Consider the following 23,345-nt stretch of genomic DNA (forward strand, 5'->3'; position numbering starts at 1 on the left):
GGGGCCGGGCTCAGGCGCCGGCCGGGAGCGGTCGGCGGGCGGCGTCACGCTCGACCTGGCGGACCCAGGAGCGGCGCACGGCCGCGACGGTGAGCAACAGCAGCGCCCCGAAGGCGGCCGCGAAGCCGACCCACGCGCTCTGCTGTGCCCCGAGCGGGCTGGGCAGCAGGCGGGGCAGGGCGAGGCAGAGCAGGGTCCAGGCCATGCCCAGGGCCACACCCAGGCGGCCGCGCCCACCGAGCACGAGGCGCAGGGCCGCCAGCAGCAGGGCCACCAGCACCAGCAGGGCGAGCAGCTCGGTCGGGAACCAGTCGACGTGCACGCCCCAGGCGTGGAGGGCGGCGCCCACCGCGGTGGGCGCGCCGGCGAGGAGGGTGCCCAGCAGCACGCCGAGCGCGCCGTCCTCGGCCACCCGTGCGAGGCGGCGGGCCGCCGGACGGGCGCCGAGGCGCCGGACCACACGGAGCATCAGGACCAGGGCGAGCAGCCACGGGACGACGTCGAGGCCCCCGGGGGCCAGGACGGCCAGGGGGAACCACAGGGCCAGCGCCAACAGGGTCCCCGCGACCGCCCCTCGGATGCGGCGGTGCCGCGGCGACGCGCCCTGGCCCCGCCCCCACTGCCGGAGCACGTACATCCCGGTCAGCAGCCACAGCACCGGCCAGATCGCCGGGTGCAGCGGGGACAGCCCGAACACGCTCGCGCCGGGGCCGTTTCGGCCGTCGGCGGTGAACGGGTAGGCGCCGGCGTCGAGCGCGCCGAGTCCCGGGACGCGCCCGGCCAGACCGAGGCCCCACGCGCTCGAGAGCACGAACAGCGTCCACACGACGGTCAGCAGCGCCTGGCCGCGTCGGTCCGCAGGGGTCGGTGAGCCGGCCGGCTCCTCGGGCGGAGCGGGGGTGTAGCCGGGGATCAGGGGCAGGGCGCCCGTGACCGGCCCCGCCGAGGAGTGGGCGATGGCCTCGGCCTGGACGGCCTGCGCCTTCGTGGAGAGTCGCTGCCGCCGCCGCCACTCGGGCAGGGCCACCCGGGCCCGGGCGAAGAGCTCCTCGTCGGTGAGCCGCTCCTCCGGGTCGGACAGCAGCGGCCGGTCGGCGGCGGCCGGGAAGACCTCGGGGCCCTCGAGCTCGCGCGCGGCCCGGGCGAGCGCGCGGGACTCCCGCTCCTCGTGCTCGCGACGGCGGCGGGCGGCGTCCTCCGCCGCACGGCGCTCGGCCTCCCGGGCGCGGTCCTCGAGGAGCCGGGCCTGGGCGAGGGCGCGCTCGGCGTGCAGCACGGTGTGCGCGCGGACGCGTGCGGTCTGGCGACGACGTCGCTCGGCTTCGAGGCGGGCGGCCTCCTCCGCCTCGCGACGGAGCCGCTCGGCCTCCTCGGCCCGACGGCGCCGCTCGGCCTCGACGCGTTCGGCCTCGAGGCGACGGCGTTCGGCCTCGGCCGCCTGCCGACGGCGCTCCGCCTCCGCCTCCGCCTCGAGCCGCAGCCGTTCCCGCTCGGCGAGCGCGGCCTCCTCGCGGGCCCGTCGCTCCGCCTGCACGCGGGCGCGCTCGGCGGCGACCTCCGCCTCCCGGCGGCGCCGTTCCTCCTGCTCTCGGCGGCGGGCCTCCGCCTCGGCGGCGGCACGGGCCTTCTCCTCGGCCGCCACCCGACGGCGCCGCTCGGCGTCACGCCGACGGCGCTGCTTCTCCTCCTCGCGGCGGCGGCGGGCCACCCGCGCGGCCTGGGCCCGGCGGGCCTCCTCGTCGAGGCGGGCCTGGAGGGCGGCGGCGTCGCGAGCCTGGGCGGCATCGCGGGCCTGGGCCTCGGCGGCGGCCTCGGCGGCGAGCCGCTCGTGCTCGGCGGCCCGGCGACGGGCGGCCTCGGCGGCGCGCTCCCGGCCGGCTCGCAGGCGGGCCCGCCGGCGCTCCTCGGCCGCAGTGCGGCGGCGTGCGGCCTCCGCGGCCTTCTCCGGGTCCCGCCCCGGGGCGGGGAGGATGCGCTCGACCGTGCCGACGAGCGGGTCGGCGAAACGGGCGAGGTCCGGGCTCCCGAGGCGGTCCAGGATATCGCTGAGGTCGCGGCGTGGGCGCTGCTGGGCGGGAGCGCCCGGAGTGCGCAGGCGGTCCATGGCGCGGTGCACGTCCGCGCGGCGGTCCTCGCGCACGCGGCGCTCGGCGGCGGTCTCGGGTCGGCCCGAGCGCAGGGCGCGCTCGTGACGGCGCAGATCGCGGCGGGAGATCTCCCCGGGCGCGGCCAGGGCGCGGCGGGGGCGCGCGGCGGGGGTACGCGGCGCGTCGTCGTCGGGACGGGGCGCCGAGGCGTCCCGGAGGCGCTCGAGCGCGGCGCGGGACTCGGAGGACGCGTCCTGCATGCTCACCCCTTCCGGCCCCGGCGACGGTGGGCCACGATCCCCGCGATCATCAACCCTGCAAGGGTACCGAACACCATGCCGACCACCGCGGACGCCCACCACGGCAGGCCGGTGGCCCGGCCGGTGATCCAGCCGAGCCCCACCATGGACCCGGACCACGCGAGCGAGCCCGCCCCGGACAGCCACAGGAACACGGGCCAGCGGATCCCGCCGATCCCGGCCGCCGCCATCGACGCCGTCCGTCCGCCCGAGACGAACCGCAGCACGGACAGCCCCGCCAGGCTGCCCGCCGGGCCCACCCGCACCAGCAGGGTTCGGATCCCCCGGTGGATCCGCCGCCACCACGCCCAGCGGTCCAGGCGGTCGGCGAGGCCGTGGCGGAACAGCGCGTAGAGGCCGACGTCCCCGGCCCAGCAGCCCAGCCACGCCGCCAGCACCGCGGCCACGGGGGAGACCCGGCCCTCCGCCGCGAGCGCGCCCGAGCCGATGACCACCACCTCCGACGGGACGGGCGGGATCGGGGCGTCCAGGGCCACGAGCAGCGCGGTGAGCGGGTGGAACCACGCTCCGAGCGCGTCCAGCAGGCCGGCCGGGTCCCCGCCCGTCACCGCGGTCGCTCCTGCAGCTCGGCGGGGGAGGTGAACTCCCGCTCCCCGCCCGTCACCGGGTCCGTGAAGCGCAGCGACCGGGAGAGCAGCTGCAGGGGCCGTGTGACGTCGTCCGGGGCGAGGTCGAGCAGGTCCGGGTAGAACGGGTCGAACGCGATGCCCAGGCCCAGGGCGGCCAGGTGGATGCGCAGCTGGTGGGTGCGGCCCGTGCGCGGGGTGAGTCGCAGGTGCGCCACGCGCCGCCCCGCCAGCGCCCCGGCGGAGACGCCGACGCCCAGCAGCTCCACCCGGGACTCCGCGTTCGCCCCGTCGTGGGGCCGGTTCGCCCGCCGGGTCCGCACCGGCGCGCCCGCCCGGCGTCCCGACGCGGCCGGCGGGATCTCCTCCACCACGGAGCGCAGGACCCCCTTGTCCTTGCGGATCCGGCTGCGCACGGTCAGCGGGAACCGTCCCAGGACGGGGTCGGCCGGGGCACCGGGGCGGCGGGCGCCGTCGTCGGGGGCGTCCGGCAGGAGCGCCACGGCCTCGTAGGTCTTGGCCACGGCACGCCGCTCGAAGAGCAGGTGGTAGGCGCCGCGGGTGGCCGGGTTCGCGGAGAACATCACGACGCCGGCCGTCGCCCGGTCGAGCCGGTGCAGGGGCACGAGGTCATCGAGGCCGAGCTCGTTGCGCAGCCGCACCAGCGCGGTCTCCTGGACGAAGCGGCCGCCCGGGGTGGTGGGCAGGAAGTGCGGCTTGTGGATGACCACGAGGTGCTCGTCGCGGTGCAGGAGCGTGTGCGTCACGGGCAGCGGGGCCTCATCGGGGACGTCCCGGTAGTACCAGAGGTCGTCATGCACGCCGAGCGGCGTCGCCGGCGTCAGTGCGGTGCCGTCCGCCGCCACGACCTCGCCGCGGGCGAAGCGCGCGCGGATGCCGTCCGGGTCCACGTGACCGAACCGGTGGAGCACGTAGTCCTGCGCGGTGGGCCAGCCGGCGGCGGGCAGGCGCAGGCGCGTGGCGTTGACGCCGTTGCGCGGGGGGAGGGGAGAGGGGACGGCCACGGGTCCATCCTCCCAGCCCGGCGCGGCTGCGTCCGACCGGCGCCGCTCAGTCCGACCGGCCGGGCCGGCCGGAGCCGGTCGTCTCGTCCTCGGCCGGGCCTCGGTCCTGCGGGGTGAGCACCACGACCTCCTCGGCCGGCGCGGCGCGCCCCGTCACCTCGTGCGCCGGGACCGCCCCGCCGACGTCGACCACCACGGTGTCCAGCACCGCGCCCGCGGGGACCTCGCAGTCGCCCAGCAGGAGGCTGCCGCGCACCGTGGCTCCGGCCGCCACGACCACCCCGGGGCCGACCACGCTGTCCGACACCTCGCCCTCGACCCGGCAGCCCGGGCTGAGCAGCGAGCCGGAGACGCGGGCGTCCGGGGCCACCCACGCCGGCGGCGCCTGGTGGGGGTTGGTGATCAGCGGCCAGCCCTCGGCGGCCACGTCCAGGCCGGTGCCCTCGAGGATCTCCCGGTGGGCGCGGACGTACGCGTCCAGGGTGCCGATGTCCCGCCAGTACCCCACCAGGCGGTGTTCCCGCACGCGTCCGCGCGCCACGAACGCCGGGATGATGCTCTCCCCGTAGTCGCCGAGGGAGGAGCCCACGGGGTCGCCGTCCTCATCGGTCTCGCCCTCGTCCTTGGTGGCCGCCTCGTCCTCGCCCACCACGAGGTCGCCGACCACCTCGGAGAGCGCGGCGACGTCGAACACGAACACCTCGGTGGCCACGAGCGTGCCCGCCGGGTCCTCCGGCTTGTAGGCGTAGTCGGTGACGGCGCCGTCGTCGTCCACCTGCACGACGCCGAAGCGCGAGGGGTCCTCGTCCGTCTCGGTGGTGACCACGGTGAGCTCGGCGCCGGAGCGGGCGTGCTCGGCCAGCACGGGGCGCAGGTCCAGCTGGTACAGGTGGTCCGCGGAGAGCACGACGACGGTCTCGGCGCCGAACTGCTCCAGCAGCGGCAGCTGCTGGGCGATCGCGTGGCCGTTGCCGCGGGCGAAGCCCTCCTCGGCGCGGCCCTGCGCGGGGGGCAGGAGCCGCAGGCCGTGGCGGGTGCCGTCGAGATCCCACGGCCGGCCGCCGGCCAGGTGCTGGTTGAGCGTGAAGGGGCGGTACTGCTCCACGATCCACACGTCCCGCAGGCGCGAGTGGGCCAGGTTGGACAGCACGACGTCGATCAGCCGGTACTGGCCCGCCAGCGGCACCATCGGCTTGGCGCGGGCCGCGGTGAGCGGCATGAGGCGGCCGCCGGTGCCGCCGGCCAGCACGAGCGCGACGACGGCGCCCTCCGGGTCCTTCGGGAACGGGTCGGCCATGGCTCCTCCTCGGGTCGGGGCGGGTTCAGCGTAGGGAACGGGGACGACACGCGGCCACCGTTCGGGTGCGTCCGGCTCAGCGCTGGCAGTGCGGGCACCACCACAGCCGCCGCGCGTCGTCCTCGGGGGAGCCGTAGTCCTCCTGGCGGACGGGGCCGCGGCAGCGCAGGCACGGGGCGCGGTCGTGCCCGTAGACCCAGTACGACGGCGTCCCGCCGCGCGCGCCGGGCGTCCGGCCGGGTGCCGTGCCGGGTGGCGGACCGGCCGGGACCAGCACCTCGACCCCGAAGGGCCGCCCCGGGTTGGGACGCACGCCCGTGGTCCGGCGCCGGGCGCCCGTGGCGGGGGCGGCGGGCGGGACGTTGGCGCGCAGCAGGTCCCGGGCGAGCAGCACGAGTCCGGCGACGTCCTCGACGTCGCCGATCGGCCGGTGCGGGTCGATGCCGGCCAGCAGGAGGGTCTCGCAGCGGTAGATGTTGCCGATCCCGGAGACGAGCCGCTGGTCGAGCAGGGCCAGGCCGACCGGCCGCTCGGGCCGGGCCGTGAGCCGCCGCACGCCCTCGACGAGCAGCGCGGCGCCGTCGTCGGGCGTGTCCCAGGCCGGGTCCAGCAGGTCGGGGCCGAGGTGGCCGAGGACGGTGGCCTCGTCGGCGGTGGGCACGAGGGTGAGCAGGCCCAGCTGGGCGCCGAGCACGCGGTGCTCCGCCGTCTCCAGCACCGCCCGCACCTGCCAGGCGGGGGCGCCCCACCGCGCGTCGACGGCCGAGACGAGCCAGCGCCCCTCCATCTTCAGGTGCGAGATGAGCGTGAGCGGCCGGGCCCCGGGGCGGGCCGCGGGCGGGGCCAGCCGCATCAGCAGGTACTTGGCGCGCGGCAGGACCTCGGCCACCGTCCAGCCGGTCAGGTCCGCGGTGGCGTGGCGGGGCACGCGCAGATCCGCGTGCGTCAGGACCCGGCCCTCGAGCACGGGGCGGAGCCGGTGCGCGACGCGGACGAGGGAGTCGCCTTCAGGCACGGGCCGTCACCGGCTCAGGCCGCGTTGAGCTGCCAGGTCACGCCGAAGCGGTCCCCGACCCACGCGAAGCGGCGGGAGAAGCCGTCGTCGTCGGGCGGCATGTAGTCACGGCCGCCGCCGGCGAGGAGCGCGTCGTGGATCGCGTCCACCGTGGTGGCGTCCGGCAGCTCGACGAACAGGCTGATGGCCGGGGTGAACGTGAACCCGTGCGGGGTGAAGGAGTCGAAGAACCGCAGCCGCTGGCCGGCGATCTCGAGCTCGCCGTGCAGGACCTTGCCCGCCCATGCGGCGCCGCGCGGGGAGGAGTCGTCGAAGAGGTCGCGGCGGACCTCGGTGACCGGCAGGTGCTCCACGAACGCGGTGAGGTAGGCGTCCATGGCCGCACCGGCGTCACCCTCGAACATGAGGAACGGGGTGACGGAGGGGTCCGAGGGGTGCGGCAGGGAGTCCTCGAGGGCCTCGGGGGCGGGGGACGTGCCCGTGGGGGCGGTGCCCACGTCCTCGGGCGGGGCGGCGTCGATGCTCATGGGCCGAACCTACCCCCGGGACCCGTCGCCGCGACAGGGCCACCCTGGGCAACGCGGGTTGAGTTGTCGCGGGTGTTCGACGGCGGGACCCGCGACAACTCAACCCGCGTTGCGGACGGACGGACGGACGGACGGACGGCGTCGAGCTCTCAGTTCCGGAACCGGATGCCCGACGGGCTCGAGTAGAACCCCGCGGCCAGCAGCGCCTCGGCCAGCGGCGTGCCGAGCACGGGCCCGCCGTTGACCTTCTCCAGGCTCAGCCGCTCGGTGCGGCCGGTGCGCAGCGCCCACACGAGCGCCTCCGCCGCGGCCCGCAGCTCGCCCGGCTCCTCCGTGAACGCGAGCAGCGTGCGCCCGCCGCGCTCCATGTAGAGGGCCAGCCGCCCCGCGATCAGCACGACGACGGCGCCCGCCTTCCGGCCCGGGCGGTGGCCCGTGGGCACGACGCCGTCCGGCCCAGCCGGCACGGACGGCCAGTCCAGCGCGGCGCCGTAGGGGTTCGCCGGATCCGTCGCGGCCAGGGCGAGGGCGAGCGGGGCGGCGTCGACGGCGGCGTCCTCCTCGTCCCGCTGGAACCCGCGCAGCCGATCCACGACGGCGCCGGTGGAGAACTGCGCGCCGCCCAGCCCGTCGACGAAGTGGCCGCGGCGCACCTGGCCCGCGTCCTCCATCCGGGTGAGCAGCCGGTACTGCCCCGCGAATCCGCCGGGCACCTCCTCGGCCACCACGGAGCCGCGCGTGATCACGCCGTACCGGTCCAGCAGCAGCTCGGCGGTGGCGTGGGCGCGGATCGTGGGGTCCTGCTCGGCGGCCGGCAGCAGGGACCAGCGGCCGGCCGAGCGGGCCTGCTCGGCGGCCGAGAGCCCGACGGTCCCCGCCGTGAGACCGGCCGAGCCCCGGGCGCCGTCCTCGGACGAGGTGAGCCCCGCGTACCGGCCACGCCCGCGCACCCCGGCCAGCCGCCCGCCGAGTCCGCGCCCGGCCGCCGCCCCCGCGGCCCCGCCCGTCCGCGCGGTGCGGGCCCGCGGCATCTGCCGGCCGGTGCGGTGCGCGGTCTTGCCGAGCGAGAGCAGGCCGCGGACGGGGGCGAACGTGTCGTTGCCGACCCGGCCGTCCCACACCAGGCCCCACAGCGCGCCCAGCACCGCGGGTCCGCGGGCCAGGTCGGCCGGGCCGCGGTGCGGGTCGGGCCCGACCGCCCCGCCCGCAGCCCCCGTGCCGCCGTCGCCGGCCGCCGCCTGCACCGCCCGCACCCGCTCCACGAGCTGGGGGAAGAACCAGGCCCCGCCGCCGGCGAGCACCTCGAGCACGGCCGCGCGCAGGGCGGCGTCGGCGGGCGTCTCCTCGGCGGGCTCGGGCAGGCGCAGCGTGAGGTCCACGGCGTCGGCGGGGTGCAGGGCCACCCAGCCGTCGTTGCCGGTGGCCTCCCCGACGCCCGACCACACGTACTCGCCCGTGGCCAGCAGCTCGTCGAGCAGGGCGGGGGCGTAGTCCCGCACGCGGGCGGGCAGCACGAGGGACTCCCACGCGCTCGCGGGCAGGGGTGTGCCGGCTAGCTGGTCCAGGACGGTGGCCACCCCGTCCACGCCATCGAGCGTGGCCGGCGGCCGCCAGGCCCCGTCGCGCCCCGCCCGCGGCCGCAGGTGCTGCCAGTCGGCGAGGAACCGGGCGTACGCGGCCTGGTCCACCGGCTCGACCTCGGCGCGCAGCGCGGCGAGGGAGCGCATGCGGATCCGCCGCAGCACCTCGGCGTCGCACCACTCGGCGTCCAGGCCGGCGGCTCCGGGGGTGCCCTCCGGCCGGAACGCGCCCGTGCTCACGCGGCGCTCGGTGGCCAGGCGCTGCAGCACCGACAGCACGACGGCGCCCCCCAGCCCCAGCGCGGCCCCCGCCTCGGCGGCGGTGAAGGGGCCGTGGGTGCGGGCGTAGCGGCCCACGAGGTCCCCGAGCGGGTCGTCGACCGGGTCGAGGAACGCGGTGGGCACCCCGTGCGGGATCGGCGTGCCGAGCGCGTCCCGCAGGCGGGCGGCGTCCTCGACGGCGGCGAACCGCTCGACCCCGTCCTGGCGCAGGCGGAACGCGCGGCCGGCGCGCTCGAGCTCCGCCAGCATCCCGGCGACGGCGTCCTCGTCCGCGGCCTCCTCCGCCTCCCCCTCCCCCTCGGCCCGTGTGCGCCGCGCGGCCTCCGCCGCGGACAGCGGGCCCAGCAGGCGCAGCAGGTCCGCCACGCCCTCGACCCCGCGGGCGCGCCGGTCGGGCGCGAGCCGCTGCAGCTGGGCCTCGACCTCCGCGATGACCTCGGCGTCGAGCAGCTCGCGCAGCTCCTCCGTGCCCAGCAGCTCGGACAGCAGTGCCGGGTCGAGGGAGAGCGCGGCGGCGCGGCGCTCGGCCAGCGGGGAGTCGCCCTCGTAGATGAACTGGGCGATGTAGCCGAACAGGATGGACTGGCTGAACGGCGAGGGCGCCGTCGTCGTGACCTCCACGAGCCGGACGGCCCGCGAGGCCACCCGCCCCGCGAGCTCCTTGAGCGCAGGGAGGTCGTAGACGTCCTGGAGCACCTCGCGCACGGTCTCCAGGATCACGGGGAACCGCGGGTGCTTCCGCGCCACGTCCAGCAGCTGCGCGGAGCGCTGCCGCTGTTGCCACAGGGGGGTCCGTCGCCCGGGATCACGGCGCGGCAGCAGCAGGGACCGGGCCGCGTTCTCCCGGAACCGGGCCGCGAACAGCGCAGACCCGCCGACCTCCGCCGTGACGATCTCGTCCAGCTCCTCGGCCGTGAACTCGAACAGCTCCGCGCCCGGCGGCTCCGCGTCCATCAGCGGGATGCGCAGCACGATCCCGTCGTCGGCGGCCATCGCCGCGCCCGAGCCGGTCTCCAGCCCGTACCGCTGCGCCAGCCGTGCCCCCACCGCGAGCGCCCACGGGGCGTGCACCGCCATGCCGTAGGGGGAGTGCAGCACCACGCGCCAGTCGCCGAGCTCGTCCGTGAACCGCTCCACCACGAGCGTCTGCTCGGTGGGCAGCACCCCGGTGGCCTCGCGCTGGTCCTTCAGGTAGGCCAGCAGGTTGTCCTGCGCCCACGGGTCCAGGCCCGCGGCCCCCAGGCGGGTGCGGCCGGCCTCGGGGTCCGCGTCCAGCTCGCGGCGGAAGCGCCCGACGGCGTCGCCCAGCTCCGCCGGCCGGCCTGCGGCGTCGCCCCGCCAGAACGGGAGCTTGCCGGGCTGCCCGTAGGCGGGCAGCACCAGGACGCGGTCCGCGGTGATGTCCACGATGCGCCAGCTCGTGGCGCCCAGCAGGATGACGTCCCCCACGCGGGACTCGTAGACCATCTCCTCGTCGAGCTCGCCGACCCGGCGTCCGCCGGAGCGGGCCGAGCCCGCGGACGCGGTGCCCGCCGACTCGGCGGTGTCCCCGGCCGCCGCGCCGCCGGGGGTGCCGTCCGCGCCGCCGTCGGAGGCCAGGAACACCCCGAACAGGCCGCGGTCCGGGATGGTGCCGCCCGAGGTGACCGCGAGGCGCTGGGCGCCGGGGCGGGCGGCGAGCGTGCCGTTCTCCCGGTCCCACAGGATGCGCGGGCGCAGCTCGGCGAACTCGTCCGAGGGGTAGCGGCCGGCCAGCAGGTCGAGCACGGACTCGTAGGCGGAGAACGGCAGCGTGGCGAACGGCGCGGACCGGCGCACGAGGTCGAACCACTCCTGGGCGTCCAGGTCCGCGACGGCGACGGCGGCCACGGTCTGCTGGGCGAGGATGTCCAGCGGGTTGGCGGGGATCCGCAGCGACTCGATGCGCCCGGCCGTCATGCGCTCGGCCACGACGGCGGTGTCCACGAGGTCGCCCCGGTGCTTGGGGAAGAACACGCCGCGGGAGACCTCGCCCACCTGGTGGCCGGCGCGGCCCACGCGCTGCAGACCGGAGGCCACCGAGGGCGGCGACTCCACCTGGATCACCTGGTCCACGGCGCCCATGTCGATGCCCAGCTCGAGCGAGCTCGTGGCCACGACGCAGCGGATCTGGCCGGTCTTCAGCGCCTCCTCCACGATGGCGCGCTGCTCCTTGGACACGGAGCCGTGGTGGGCGCGGGCGAAGTCGGAGACGGTGCCCGATCCGGTGCCGGCCTGCCCGGCCACCTGGGCGGGGCCGTGGAAGCCGGTCGGATCCGGCGTGCGGAAGCCGGGGACGGCGTCCGGGTGCTCGGCCGCGGCGGCGGCCTCGGCGCGGGCCTCCCAGATCTCGTTGAGCCGACCGGTGAGGCGCTCGGCCAGGCGGCGCGAGTTGGCGAACACGAGCGTGGAGCGCCGCTCGGCCACCAGGTCCACGATCCGCTCCTCGACGTGCGGCCAGATGGACCCGCCCGGCACCGCGCCCTCGCCGTCGAGCCCGCCCGTCGAGGAGCCGGGCCCCAGGTCGTGGGCTGCGGCGGGGGAGGAGAGGTCCGTCAGGTCCGGCACCGGCACCGTGACCGTGAGGTCCCAGCGCTTGGCCGAGGCGGGCCGCACCACCGTCACCGGCTGCGTGCCGCCGAGGAACCGGGCCACCTCGGCGGCCGGCTCGACCGTGGCGGAGAGGCCGATCCGCTGCACCGGCGTGTCCAGCAGGGCGTCCAGGCGCTCGAGGGAGACGGCCAGGTGGGCACCGCGCTTGGTCCCGGCCACGGCGTGCACCTCGTCCACGATCACCGTGCGGACCCCGGCCAGTGCCGCTCGGGCCTGCGAGGTGAGCATGAGGTACAGCGACTCGGGCGTGGTGATGAGGATGTCCGGCGGATCCTGTTGCAGGCGCCGCCGCTCGGCCGCCGGGGTGTCCCCGGAGCGCACACCCACCCGCACGCGCGGCACGGGCCTGCCCTGGTGCGCGGCGGTCTGCGTGATGCCCACCAGCGGGGCCCGCAGGTTCCGCTCCACGTCCACGCCGAGCGCCTTCAGCGGCGAGACGTAGAGGACGCGGGTGGCCGCCGTCCCCTCGGCGGCGGGCTCGCGCACGAACGAGTCGAGCGCCCAGAGGAAGGAGGAGAGGGTCTTGCCCGAGCCGGTCGGCGCGATCACCAGCGCGTGCCGCCCCGAGGAGATCGCGTCCCATGCGCCGAGCTGGGCCGGCGTCGGGGCCTCGAACGCGCCCGTGAACCAGGCGCGCGTGGGCTCGGTGAACCGGCCCAGGACGACGTCGGCCGCGGGCGTGGCCGAGCCCGCTGCGGTCTCCGCGGGCCCGCTCATGCGTGGTGGTACGGTCGGCCGGCGGAGATCTCCTGGGCTCGGTAGACCTGCTCCGCCAGGATCAGCCGCACGAGCTGGTGCGGGAAGACGAGCGGGGACAGGGACCAGACGCGGTCCGCGCGGGCGTGGACCCGGGCGTCCACCCCGTACGCGCCTCCGATCACCATCGTCACCGGGGCGCCGACGTCGAACCGGCTCTGCAGGTGCCGCGCCAGACCCGGCGAGTCGAACGCCGTCCCCCGCTCGTCCAGCAGGATCAGGTGCTCGTCCGCGCCGACCGCGCCCAGGATCCGGTCCGACTCCTCCGTGCGCGCCGCCTCCTCCTGCCGCGCGGAGTGCGGCAGCAGACGCCACGAGAGGTCGTGGGGCTTCTTGAGGCGCCGCTCGTAGCGGTCGATCCCGTCGACGACCCACGCCTCATGCTTCTTGCCGATGGCCAGCACCCGAACAGACATGGCCCCATGATCGCACCGGCCGCGGACACGGTACGGGGATCGGCCCCCGCCGCTCGGTTACGCTCGCCGGGGCGGGGTGCCTGGCTCCGCACCGGAAGGGGGCCCATGACGTCGGCGACACGGTCCGCGCGGGTGTCCCGCCGCGCCGCGCTCGGCCTCGGGGTCGGCGCCCTCGCGGTGGGCGGGGTGGCCGTCGTCGCCGACCTGGCCGGTGCCCCCGCCGGGCCGCTGGGCGCCAACGCGACGGCCCTGTACGGCATGCGCAGCTCCACCGGCCACACGTACGCGGCCCTGCCCGGGCGCGCCGGACGCATCGACGTGTACCGTCCGCCGGGCCAGGGCCCGTTCCCGGTCCTCGTGTGGAACGCGGGCTCCGGCTGGCGCGGCGACCGCGGCTACAGCGACGGCGCCGACATCGCCCGCGGCCTGGTCCCGCACGGCTACGCCGTCGCCGCGTTCTCGGTGCGCAGCTCCAAGCAGGGCACGTTCCCCGCCCAGGTGGAGGACGCGACGGCGGCGGTCCGCTGGGTGCGGCGCAACGCCCCGGGCCTGCAGCTGGACGCGGGGCGGGTGGCGGTGGCCGGCTCGTCGTCGGGCGGCTGGAACGCCCTCATGGCGGGCCTCACGGGCGGGCAGGACCTGGACCGGGAGCAGGTGCCGCCGCCCGGCCGGGAGGTGCCCGACGGCGGCCACGCGATCCCGGAGGAGGACCGCGTCCAGGCGATCGTGGACTTCTTCGGCCCCACGGATTTCCTGACGATGAACCGTCAGATGCTCCCGGGCGCGTGCGCGGACTACAACCGCGCGAACCGGCTCGAGCACTGCCACCTCGACGACCGCAGCACCAAGTCGGACATGCTGGGGGTGCCGGTCCTGGCCTCGGGCGGCCTGACCCGGCTGGCCTCCCCGATCACACACGTGCGCCCGGACTCGCCGCCCCTGCTGGTCGTCCACGGGCGCAAGGACGTCACGGTCCCGTGGGGACAGAGCCTCGAGCTGTACCAGGCCGCCGAGGCCGCCGGACTGCGCACCGCGTTCTACTCGGTGGCCGAGGGCGGCCACGACCTGGGCATGATGACCGCGAAGACCCGCAGCGCGGAGGTGCTCCGCAACGGTGTGCCGGCCAGCGCCGTGCACGCCACCATCTCGTGGTCCGCGGTGGCCTCGTTCCTGGACGCCGTCCTGCCGCGCTGAGCCGGCGGCCGGACCCGCCCGGCATGGCGAAAGCCCGGGAACACGAGGCTCCCGGGCTTCACATCTGGCGGTGACGGTGGGATTTGAACCCACGGTACGGGGTTACCGTACACAGCATTTCGAGTGCTGCACCTTCGGCCGCTCGGACACGTCACCAGACCAGGACACCCTACCCGAGCCGTGGCGGCGCGCCCAAACCGGCCGCCCGCCGGCGTCGGGCGCGGGCGCGTTCAGTCGCGCTGTGCCGCGAAGAACCCCCGCAGCAGCGCCGCGCTCTCCTCGGAACGGACGCCGGCGCGGACCTGCACCTGGTGGTTGAAGCGGGGGTCGCGGACCACATCCAGCACCGAGCCGCACGCGCCCGCCTTCGGGTCCCACGCCCCGAACACGACGCGCGGGATCCGGGCCAGCAGCAGCGCACCGGCGCACATGGGGCAGGGCTCGAGGGTCACCACGAGGGTGCAGTCCGTCAGGCGCCAGCCGTCGCCCGCTCCGGCGGCGGCCCGCAGCTCCGCGCCGCGGCGCAGCGCGAGGACCTCGGCGTGGGCGGTGGGGTCGTGGTGCTGCTCGCGCTCGTTCCCGACGACGGCCAGGACGGTCCCGTCGCCGGCCACGAGCGCGGCGCCGATCGGCACGTCGCCGGCCGCTCCGGCCGCGCGGGCGGCCCGGAGTGCCAGGCCCATCCACGCGTGCTCCTGCTCGGCCGTGGGCGCGGGGGAGGGGACGGGGGCGGACACGCGGCCAGCCTAGCGGCGGTGTCGGCGCCCCCGCGGGCGCGGGGACGGGCGGAGGGGCGCGCGTGGGCGGTACCGTGGGCGCCATGCGCGTCCACATCGTCGACCACCCGCTCGTGGCCCACAAGCTCAGCGTCCTGCGGGACAAGAAGACCCCGTCCATGATCTTCCGGCAGCTCACGGAGGAGCTCGTGATGCTGCTCGCCTATGAGGCGACGCGCGACGTGGCCATGGAGGAGGTGCGGATCGAGACCCCGGTGACCGAGACCACCGGCTTCCGGCTGGCCCGCCCGCGTCCGTTGGTCGTGCCGATCCTGCGCGCGGGGCTCGGGATGCTGGAGGGGATGACCAAGATGGCGCCGTCCGCCGAGGTCGGGTTCCTCGGCATGGCCCGCAATGAGGAGACGCTGGACATCGTCACCTACGCGGAGCGGCTGCCGGCCGACCTGTCCGGGCGTCACGTGTTCGTCCTGGACCCCATGCTGGCCACGGGCGGCACGCTGATCGAGGCCATCCGCTTCCTCTACCAGCGCGGCGCGGCGCGGGTCACGTGCCTCTGCCTGCTCGGAGCGCCCGAGGGCATCGAGCGGTTGGAGGCGTCGCTGGGCGACGTCGAGGTGGACCTGTACCTGGCCGCCGTCGACGAGCGCCTGGACGAGCGGTCCTACATCGTCCCCGGCCTCGGCGACGCCGGCGACCGCCTCTACGGTCTGGCGGAATGACCTGAACGGACCTCCGCGTCCGCCACGAGACGGCCACGGCCCCCGCCCCCACCCGGCGGGGGCCGTGGCCGTCTCGTGGGAGCGTCTCCGGCGGGGACGTCAAGCGGAGCCGCGAATGTGTCGTCCATCTAGTGGACGTCGAGGCCCGCTGTGACCCGTCATCACGGCGTCACATGGCAAACCTGGAAGTCGCCTGCATAAATATTCCGCATACTCACTCATCCTGTGGCACACCCTGCCCTGTCGAACAATGAAAGAGTTATGCGGGCGAGCCGAGCGGCCGCGCAACGCTATTCCGATCCGCGAATAGTGATGTTGAGCACATTCAGGACTCGTTCTCTCAAATAGTGAGACAAAACCGCGAACGTTACTTGCCAGTCTCCTCGGTGACGTCACATTCTTGTCATGTGACGCCTCGTCCGCCGCACCGACCGAGCGGTGGAGGGGCCATGAGCCGAAAGAGGAGTGGTGGCCATGGGTCAGTCCGCCGGATACGTGCACATCTCCGTCCGCAATGCGCAGCGCCGGGCCGACGGCATGTCCCGCCGAGGCCAGGCCCGTGCAGGCCTGCGCCTGGCCGGTGGCACCGACGCCCCCGACTCCCAGACGGCGCCGACGCCGGTCCTGGCGCCGAACGGCATTCCGGGCCCCCAGGCGGTGGCCCGGGAGAACGAGGCGCGTGGGTTCGTCATCTACGTGGGCATGGACGAGCTGGCCGCCTCGGCCGCCGGCACCTCCCTCACGCGGCTGGCCAACGAGCTGCGCCACTACGTGGAGTCCCTCGTCCCCGGCGCGGAGTCGCACGCCGCCGTCGCCCTGGCCCCCGCCGGCGCGGAGGGCCGCGACCTCGAGGTCGTGCGCCAGGTGCTCGGCGATCCGACCGTGCAGGGCAGCACCCGTCCCGACCTGGCACAGGCGCCGGCCCCCGTGTCCACGCGCCAGCCCGGTGTGCTGATCGACCTCTCCCGGCGCGAGGTGCAGCTGGACGGCGAGTCGCTGAACCTCACCTTCAAGGAGTTCGAGCTCCTGAACTACCTCGTGGAGAACGGCGAGCGCACCGTCGGCCGCGAGGAGTTGCTCGACGCCCTGTGGCGCAACGCCGACGAGGTACCCAACGAGCGCACCATCGACGTGCACATCCGCCGACTGCGCGCCAAGCTCGGGCGTCTCGCGAACACCGTGCGCACCGTGCGCGGCCAGGGCTACCGCTTCTACCGCCACCCCGAGGTGGTCGTGTGGGCGGCGCCGGAGTACAGCATCTGACCCGCGCCCGCCCGTGTCCGACGACGGCCCCCGCTCACCCGAGCGGGGGCCGTCGCCGTAGCCTGGCCGCATGAGCACCGCCGACGCGAAGACCCTGATCGTCCTCCGGCACGCCAAGGCCGGCTGGCCCGACGCGGCCGACGACCACGCCCGCCCGCTCGCCGAGCGGGGCCACGCCCAGGCGCCCGCCGCCGGTGACTGGCTCCGCGAGCACGACCTCGTCCCGGACGCCGTCGTGTGCTCCGATGCGCTGCGCACCCGTCAGACGTGCGTGTGGGTGTGCGAGCGCCTGGGCGAGCTGGCACCCACGCCCTACCTGGACCCGCGGCTGTACGGCGCCGACGCGGCGCGGGCCCTGGCCGTCGTCAACGAGACGGAGGAGACCACGCGACGGCTGCTGGTGGTGGGCCACATGCCGTGGGTGCAGGAGCTGGGCATGCGGCTGATGAGCCTGGACTCGGACCAGGACGCGGCGCTGCGCATGAGCGAGCACTACCCGACGCTCGGGATGCAGGTGTTCCGGGTGGAGAAGCCGTGGGCCGAGCTCGACGGCCGCGACGCCGCCCTGACGCACTTCGTGGTGCCGGGGCGCTGACCTCCGCGGCGGCGCGCGTGGGCGCGTGGCGGAGGAGCGCGCCGACATGACGAAGGCCCCGCTCCTGCAGGAGCGGGACCTTCCGATCGTGCGCCCAAAGGGATTCGAACCCCTGACCTTCTGTTCCGTAGACAGACGCTCTATCCAGCTGAGCTATGGGCGCATCATCCGATCCGCCGGAGCGGCTCGAACTCGTAGAACACTACAGGACCTCGCTGACGAAGTGCAAATTGGCGGTCTGCGGTGGTCTGCGGCGGGGGTGTGGCGGAGGCGCGGTCATGATAGCCGCGCTCGGGTACCATGGCAGGACCGTGCGGCCACAACGATGTGGTGCGCGCTTCGGCGGTGCACGCATCGGAGTGGACGGGACGGAACGGCCCCGGACCCCAATGGGAGGACTCTCGACCATGGCTGACAACGCCACCACCTCGTTCGCGGATCGCGCCCTGGCGGACGCGCCCACGGACTACGCCCAGCTGCGCGAGTGGGTCGCCCAGATCGCAGAGCTGACGCAGCCGGACTCCGTCCAGTGGGTCGACGGCTCCGAGGAGGAGCGCGACCGCCTCGCGGACGAGCTCGTGGCGGCGGGCACCCTGACCCGCCTGGCCGAGGACAAGTTCCCCCACTCCTTCGCCGCGTTCTCCGATCCCGCCGACGTCGCCCGCGTGGAGGACCGCACCTTCATCTGCTCCGAGAAGGAGGAGGACGCCGGCTTCACCAACAACTGGATGGACCCGGCGAAGATGCACGGCATCCTCGACGACGCGTTCACCGGCGCCATGCGCGGCCGCACCATGTACGTGATCCCGTTCGTGATGGGCCACCTCGACGCCGAGGACCCGAAGTACGGCGTGGAGATCACCGACTCCGCCTACGTGGTCCTGTCGATGCGCATCATGGCCCGCATCGGCCAGGACGTGCTGGACAAGATGTCCCGCGAGCAGGCCTTCTACGTGCCGGCCGTGCACTCCGTGGGCGCCCCGCTGGAGCCGGGCCAGGAGGACGTGCCGTGGCCGTGCAACGAGACCAAGTGGATCGTGCACTTCCCCGAGGAGCGCTCCATCTGGTCCTTCGGCTCCGGCTACGGCGGTAACGCCCTGCTCGGCAAGAAGTGCTACGCGCTGCGCATCGCCTCCGTGATGGCCCGGGACGAGGCCTGGCTCGCCGAGCACATGCTGATCCTCAAGCTGACCAACCCCGAGGGCCGGTCCTACCACATCACCGGCGCCTTCCCGTCGGCCTGCGGGAAGACCAACCTCGCCCTCATCGACCCCACGATCGAGGGCTGGAAGGCCGAGACCCTGGGCGACGACATCACCTGGATCCGCGCTGGCAAGGACGGCGAGTTCCGCGTGATCAACCCGGAGACCGGCTACTTCGGCGTCGCCCCCGGCACCGGGTGGTCCACCAACCCGAACGCCATGCGCGCGATCTCCAAGGGCAACTCCATCTTCACCAACGTCGCCCTCACCGACGACGGCGGCGTGTGGTGGGAGGGCATGACGGACGAGGTCCCCGAGCACCTCACCGACTGGCGCGGCAACGACTGGACGCCCGAGTCCGGCACCCCGGCCGCCCACCCGAACTCCCGGTTCTGCACGCCCATCGAGCAGACGGACATGCTGGCCGACGAGTACCGCGACCCGCGGGGCGTGAGGCTGGACGCCATCCTGTTCGGCGGCCGCCGCAAGACCACCGTGCCGCTGGTGACCGAGGCCTTCGACTGGGAGGACGGCATCCTCAAGGGCGCCACCCTCTCCTCGGAGACCACCGCGGCCGCCGCCGGCGCCGTGGGCGTCGTGCGCCGCGACCCGATGGCCATGCTGCCGTTCCTCGGCTACGACGCCGGCGACTACCTGGCCCACTGGGTCAGGGAGTCCGGCAAGGCCGACCCGGAGAAGCTGCCGCGCATCTACCTGGTCAACTGGTTCCGCCGCAACCGCGACGGCGGCTTCGCCTGGCCCGGCTTCGGCGAGAACTCCCGCGTCCTGAAGTGGATCGTGGAGCGCCTCGAGGGCAAGGCCGAGGCCGAGGAGACCCCGATCGGCCTCGTGCCGGCCGCGGGCTCGCTCGACCTGTCCGGCATCGAGGTGTCGGCCGAGGACCTCGAGGACGCCCTCAAGGTCGACGCCGCGGAGTGGGCCGAGGAGAACGAGCAGATCGAGCAGTGGCTCGGCCGGTTCGGCGAGTCCCTGCCCCAGGCCATCCGCGACCGCTTCGAGGCGCAGAAGGCCCGGTTCGCCCAGGCCTGAGCCCCGCCGCACGCGGAACGGCCCGCACCCCGTGAGGGGTGCGGGCCGTTCCGCGTTCCAGGGCCGGATCAGGCGGCGAGCCAGAGGTCCGGGCCGAAGATCTCGTAGCGGATGGACGTCGCGGGCACGCCGGCGTCGATCAGCTTCGAGCGGGTGGACTGCATGAACGCGAGCGGGCCGCACAGGATGTAGTGCCCGTCGCGGGGCAGTTCGACGTCGTCGAAGTGCATCACACCCTCGACGGTCGTGACGCCGTCGGGGTCGTGTTCGGGCCGCACCCCGAGGAAGAGGCGGGCGTCGCCGTGCGGCAGCGCCGCCAGGGACTCCGTCACCTGTTCCCGCAGGGCCACGGCCTCCCAGGACGCGTCGCCGTGGAAGAGGAGGACCTGGCGGTCCGAGCCCTGCTGGGCGAGGGCGTCCAGGATCGCGGCGGCCGGGGTGATGCCGATGCCGGCGGTCGCCAGGACCAGGGGAGCGGTGGAGCCCTCGTCCGCGAGGGTGATGTCGCCGTAGGGGTTGGACAGCTCGATGACGTCGCCGACCTCCACGTTCTGGATGAGCATGGGCGAGACCTCGCCGCCCTCGTCCAGCTTCACGGTGATGACACGCTCGTCGGCGGACCCGGCCTTCTCGGAGAGGGAGTACTGGCGGCACTGGCGCAGACCGTCCTCGACCTTCAGGCGCACGGACACGTAGCCGCCGGCCCTGCCGGGGCTCTGCGGGGTGTCGTCGGCCGGCTCGAAGCGGAAGGTGACGGCCGCGTTGCCGGTGGGCTCCTTCGCGACGACCTTCCAGTCCGTCCACATCCTGTCGTTGGCCTGCTGGGCGTAGAGGCCCTTCTCGATCTTGACGAGGGCGTCGGCCATGAGCCAGTAGACCTCGGTCCAGGCGTCGGCCACCTCGGGGGTGACGGCGTCGCCGAGGACCTCGCCGATGGCCCAGAAGAGGTTCTCGTAGACGAGCGGGTACTGCTCCTCCACGATGCCGAGGGCGGTGTGCTTGTGGGCGATGCGGAACAGGACGGCCTCGGGCAGGGTGCCCGGGTTCTCGAGCAGGTGCACCGCGAACTTCACGATGGATCCGGCGAGGGCCTGGGCCTGCTCGCCGTTGCGCTGGTTGGCGCGGGAGAAGACGCCGTCGAGGAGCTCGGGGTGGGCCTCGAACATGTGGGCGTAGAACAGGGGCGTGATCTCCGGCATGTGCTCGGCGACGACGGCGGCGGTGGCCTCGATGACGGGGTGGGACTTCTCGGACAGCACGGGAGTCTCCGTCTCCTCGGTGGCGAATCTTGCGCTGACTTTGCCAGATTACACCCGGCCGTCGCCGTCGGGAACTCGCCCCCGGGCCGTTCCCTCAGTGCGCCACGGGGATCTCCGGCAGGCCCAGCAGCACGGGCCCGCCGACAGGCCCGGCGCTCACCAGATCCCGGATCCGCACGGTGTCGAGCTCGGCGAGGAAGGCCTCGCGTGCGCCGTGCAGGGCGCCGCGCAGGCGGCAGTCGCCGGCGTAGGGGCACGCCACCCCGGAGTCGCGCCCGGCGCAGTCGATCACCTCGTCGCGGCTGCTCAGCGAGCGCACGAGCTCGCCCACACGCTGGTCCAGACCGGCCGCGGCGATCATGGCCCCGCCGTGCCGACCGCGCAGCACCTCGATGGTCCCGCGGCGACGCAGCTCGGCGACCGCCTTGATCACGTGGTTGCAGGGCACCTGGATCCGGTCCGCGATCTGCTGGCTGGTGAGCCGTTCCCCCTCGGCGGCCGCGAGCGTCATCAGCACACGCAGGCAGACGTCGGTGTAGGCGCTCAGCTTCATCCCGCCATCATCCCACCGGTGCACGGCGCCTCCGCGCCTGCGGTGTCCGGGCCGGTTGGCATACTGACGCCATGGACGCCACCTCGCACCCCGACGCCGGCCCCCGCCTCCCCGAGACCTCCACGCCGGGCGGGGACGCCGCGCTGCACGAGGAGGCCCTGGCTGTGCTGCGTCGGCTCGTGGACCGGCCGGACGCGCGGTTCAAGGACGGGCAGTTCGAGGCGATCGAGGCGCTCGTGGCCCACCGCCGCCGGGCCCTGGTGGTGCAGCGCACCGGCTGGGGCAAGTCCGCCGTGTACTTCGTGGCCTCCCTCCTGCTGCGCGCCCGCGGCGCGGGGCCCACGCTGATCGTCTCCCCGCTGCTCGCGCTCATGCGGGACCAGGTCGCAGCCGCCGCCCGGGCGGGCGTGCGGGCGGTGTCCGTGAGCTCGGCGAACGCCACGGAGTGGGACGAGGTCCGGGCACGGCTCGCAGCGGACGAGGTGGACGTGCTCCTGATCTCGCCCGAGCGACTCACGAACCCCCGGTTCCGGGACGAGCAGCTGCCGGACCTCGTGGCGCGCATGGGCCTGCTCGTGGTGGACGAGGCCCACTGCATCTCCGACTGGGGGCACGACTTCCGGCCGGACTACCGCCGCATCCGGGACCTGATCGGGCTGCTGCCCGCCGAGGGGCCGCGCGCGGTGCCCGTGCTGGCCACCACCGCCACGGCCAACGCCCGTGTGGTGGCGGACGTGGTGGAGCAGCTCGGCGTCGCCTCCGAGCAGGACGTGTTCGTGCTCCGCGGCCCCCTGGCCCGCGCCTCGCTGCGCCTGGGCGTGCTGCGCATGCCCAGCCCGGCCGCGCGCCTGGCCTGGCTCCTCGACCACCTCGGGGACCTGCCGGGCTCCGGGATCGTCTACGCCCTCACCGTCTCCGCCGCCGAGGACACGGCGCGCGCCCTGCGCGAGGCGGGGCACGAGGTGGTCGCCTACACGGGCCGCACGGACCCGGAGCGTCGCGCCGAGATCGAGGAGGACCTCAAGGCCAACCGGGTGAAGGCCGTCGTGGCCACCTCGGCGCTCGGCATGGGCTTCGACAAGCCGGATCTGACGTTCGTGGTGCACCTCGGTGCGCCGGGCTCCCCCGTGGCGTACTACCAGCAGGTCGGCCGCGCCGGCCGCGGGACGGACCACGCGGACGTGCTCCTGCTGCCCGGGCCCGAGGACCGTCGCATCTGGGAGTACTTCGCCACCGCCTCCATGCCGGACGAGGAGCCGGCGCGCGCCGTGCTGGGGGCGCTCGCGGACCACGGCGGGGCCCTCTCCGTGGCGGCGCTCGAGCCGGCCGTGCGGATCAAGCGCACCTCCCTGGAGCTGCTGCTCAAGGTCCTCGCCGTGGACGGGGCGGTCGAGCGGGTGGGCGGCGGCTGGCGCGCCACCGGGCGGGAGTGGACGTACGACGCCGAGCGGTACGCCCGCGTGGCCGAGGCCCGCCGGGCCGAGGAGCGGCTCATGCTCGACTACCAGACCACGGACCGGTGCCGCATGGAGTTCCTGGCCCGCACCCTGGACGACCCCACCGCCGCGCCGTGCGGCCGCTGCGACGTCTGCGCCGGCCCCTGGTACCCGACGGGATCGGACGGGGCGGCGCGTGAGCGCGCGGAGGCCGCCCTGCGCCGCACCGGTGTGCCGATCGAGCCCCGTCGCATGTGGCCCTCGGGCATGGACCGGCTGGGCGTGCCCGTCAAGGGGCGCATCGCGTCCGAGTCGCAGGCCGAGGAGGGCCGCGCGCTCGCCCGCCTGACGGACCTCGGGTGGGGCACCGTCCTGCGGGACCTGCTGGACCGGGAGGACGCCCCGGTGCCGGAGGAGGTCCTGCGGGGCGCCGTCGACGTCCTGGCCGGCTGGGGGTGGCGGACGCGGCCGATCGCCGTCGTCGCGATGCCCTCGCGCACCCGCCCGCAGCTGGTGGGGTCGTTCGCCGAGGGGATCGCCCGGATCGGCCGGCTGCCGTTCCTCGGTTCGCTCGAGCACGCGCGCGGCGGCCCCACGGCCGGGCCGGGCGGCAACAGCGCCTACCGGCTCGGGTGCGTGTACGGCCGGTTCGCCGTCCCCGAGGCGATGGCGCAGATGCTGCGCACCGCCCCGGACGCCGGCCGGCACGGCCCCGTGCTGCTCGTCGACGACCTCGTCGACTCGCGGTGGTCGCTCGCCGAGGCCGCGCGGGTGCTGCGCGAGGCCGGCGCGCAGGGGGTGCTGCCGCTCGCCCTCGCCCAGGCCGGATGAGCCG

The 23,345-nt window shown here is 75.4% G+C and carries 17 protein-coding genes and 2 tRNA genes; 6 read left to right on the forward strand and 13 right to left on the reverse strand.

The window, feature by feature from the left end; genetic code table 11:
* Positions 1 to 10: 10 nt before the first annotated feature.
* From AC3RKA_RS01395 to AC3RKA_RS01430, 8 genes are all read right to left on the reverse strand, one after another.
* Positions 11 to 2,347 carry a hypothetical protein gene (locus tag AC3RKA_RS01395; RefSeq protein WP_489727359.1) on the reverse strand — a complete coding sequence of 779 codons (2,337 nt, stop codon included), beginning with the start codon at positions 2,345 to 2,347 and terminating at the stop codon, positions 11 to 13.
* A 2-nt stretch (positions 2,348 to 2,349) separates the two neighbouring features.
* Positions 2,350 to 2,955, reverse strand: a complete 606-nt coding sequence (locus tag AC3RKA_RS01400; RefSeq protein ID WP_002856741.1) for a DedA family protein — start codon at positions 2,953 to 2,955, stop codon at positions 2,350 to 2,352.
* Positions 2,952 to 3,998 carry a pseudouridine synthase gene (locus AC3RKA_RS01405; RefSeq protein ID WP_489727360.1) on the reverse strand — a complete coding sequence of 349 codons (1,047 nt, stop codon included), beginning with the start codon at positions 3,996 to 3,998 and terminating at the stop codon, positions 2,952 to 2,954. Before AC3RKA_RS01405 ends, AC3RKA_RS01400 begins: the two co-directional genes overlap by 4 nt.
* 46 nt (positions 3,999 to 4,044) lie before the next feature.
* Positions 4,045 to 5,295: a glucose-1-phosphate adenylyltransferase family protein gene (locus AC3RKA_RS01410; protein WP_002856745.1), complete on the reverse strand. Its 1,251-nt coding sequence runs from the start codon at positions 5,293 to 5,295 to the stop codon at positions 4,045 to 4,047.
* A 76-nt stretch (positions 5,296 to 5,371) separates the two neighbouring features.
* Complete coding sequence (locus AC3RKA_RS01415; protein WP_002856746.1) at positions 5,372 to 6,310, reverse strand: DNA-formamidopyrimidine glycosylase family protein; 939 nt, start codon at positions 6,308 to 6,310, stop codon at positions 5,372 to 5,374.
* Between the two features lie 14 nt (positions 6,311 to 6,324).
* Positions 6,325 to 6,837 (reverse strand): VOC family protein, encoded by a 513-nt coding sequence (locus AC3RKA_RS01420; protein WP_002856747.1) that lies wholly within the window; start codon positions 6,835 to 6,837, stop codon positions 6,325 to 6,327.
* Between the two features lie 149 nt (positions 6,838 to 6,986).
* Positions 6,987 to 12,047 (reverse strand): ATP-dependent helicase, encoded by a 5,061-nt coding sequence (locus AC3RKA_RS01425; protein ID WP_336265198.1) that lies wholly within the window; start codon positions 12,045 to 12,047, stop codon positions 6,987 to 6,989.
* A complete protein-coding gene (locus AC3RKA_RS01430; RefSeq protein WP_002854101.1) occupies positions 12,044 to 12,502 on the reverse strand; it encodes a 23S rRNA (pseudouridine(1915)-N(3))-methyltransferase RlmH in 459 nt (152 codons plus the stop codon). Before AC3RKA_RS01430 ends, AC3RKA_RS01425 begins: the two co-directional genes overlap by 4 nt.
* 105 nt (positions 12,503 to 12,607) lie before the next feature.
* On the opposite strand from AC3RKA_RS01430, the gene AC3RKA_RS01435 reads away from it, so the two are divergent.
* The gene (locus AC3RKA_RS01435) at positions 12,608 to 13,696 is read left to right on the forward strand and encodes an alpha/beta hydrolase (RefSeq protein ID WP_002854102.1); all 1,089 of its coding nucleotides are present in this window, start codon (positions 12,608 to 12,610) and stop codon (positions 13,694 to 13,696) included.
* A gap of 65 nt (positions 13,697 to 13,761) precedes the next feature.
* Here AC3RKA_RS01435 and AC3RKA_RS01440 read toward each other — a convergent pair.
* Together AC3RKA_RS01440 and AC3RKA_RS01445 are read right to left on the reverse strand one after the other, a co-directional pair.
* Positions 13,762 to 13,852 (reverse strand) — tRNA-Ser (locus AC3RKA_RS01440).
* A 74-nt stretch (positions 13,853 to 13,926) separates the two neighbouring features.
* Complete coding sequence (locus AC3RKA_RS01445; protein ID WP_002854128.1) at positions 13,927 to 14,433, reverse strand: nucleoside deaminase; 507 nt, start codon at positions 14,431 to 14,433, stop codon at positions 13,927 to 13,929.
* 83 nt (positions 14,434 to 14,516) lie between these two features.
* Here AC3RKA_RS01445 and upp point away from each other — a divergent pair, with 83 nt between their 5' ends.
* The 3 genes from upp (at position 14,517) to AC3RKA_RS01460 (ending at position 17,010) form a co-directional block, all read left to right on the forward strand.
* Complete coding sequence (gene upp, locus AC3RKA_RS01450; protein ID WP_010079486.1) at positions 14,517 to 15,152, forward strand: uracil phosphoribosyltransferase; 636 nt, start codon at positions 14,517 to 14,519, stop codon at positions 15,150 to 15,152.
* A gap of 474 nt (positions 15,153 to 15,626) precedes the next feature.
* On the forward strand, positions 15,627 to 16,415 hold the full coding sequence (locus AC3RKA_RS01455) for a winged helix-turn-helix domain-containing protein (RefSeq protein ID WP_002854132.1): 789 nt from the start codon (positions 15,627 to 15,629) through the stop codon (positions 16,413 to 16,415).
* A gap of 70 nt (positions 16,416 to 16,485) precedes the next feature.
* Positions 16,486 to 17,010 (forward strand): SixA phosphatase family protein, encoded by a 525-nt coding sequence (locus tag AC3RKA_RS01460; protein WP_002854135.1) that lies wholly within the window; start codon positions 16,486 to 16,488, stop codon positions 17,008 to 17,010.
* Positions 17,011 to 17,099: 89 nt separating this feature from the next.
* Here the strand turns inward: AC3RKA_RS01460 and AC3RKA_RS01465 are convergent.
* Positions 17,100 to 17,173, reverse strand: a tRNA-Arg gene (locus AC3RKA_RS01465).
* A 244-nt stretch (positions 17,174 to 17,417) separates the two neighbouring features.
* On the opposite strand from AC3RKA_RS01465, the gene AC3RKA_RS01470 reads away from it, so the two are divergent.
* Positions 17,418 to 19,262: a phosphoenolpyruvate carboxykinase (GTP) gene (locus AC3RKA_RS01470; RefSeq protein ID WP_206395876.1), complete on the forward strand. Its 1,845-nt coding sequence runs from the start codon at positions 17,418 to 17,420 to the stop codon at positions 19,260 to 19,262.
* Between the two features lie 68 nt (positions 19,263 to 19,330).
* Here the strand turns inward: AC3RKA_RS01470 and AC3RKA_RS01475 are convergent, their stop codons facing one another.
* Complete coding sequence (locus tag AC3RKA_RS01475) at positions 19,331 to 20,521, reverse strand: globin domain-containing protein (RefSeq protein ID WP_489727361.1); 1,191 nt, start codon at positions 20,519 to 20,521, stop codon at positions 19,331 to 19,333.
* Between the two features lie 94 nt (positions 20,522 to 20,615).
* A complete protein-coding gene (locus AC3RKA_RS01480; RefSeq protein ID WP_489727362.1) occupies positions 20,616 to 21,074 on the reverse strand; it encodes an RrF2 family transcriptional regulator in 459 nt (152 codons plus the stop codon).
* 71 nt (positions 21,075 to 21,145) lie between these two features.
* Here AC3RKA_RS01480 and AC3RKA_RS01485 point away from each other — a divergent pair, with 71 nt between their 5' ends.
* Positions 21,146 to 23,341 carry a RecQ family ATP-dependent DNA helicase gene (locus AC3RKA_RS01485; protein WP_489727363.1) on the forward strand — a complete coding sequence of 732 codons (2,196 nt, stop codon included), beginning with the start codon at positions 21,146 to 21,148 and terminating at the stop codon, positions 23,339 to 23,341.
* The last annotated feature ends 4 nt before the right edge of the window (positions 23,342 to 23,345 follow it).

The sequence above is a fragment of the Micrococcus sp. iso_229 genome, from assembly GCF_058072725.1.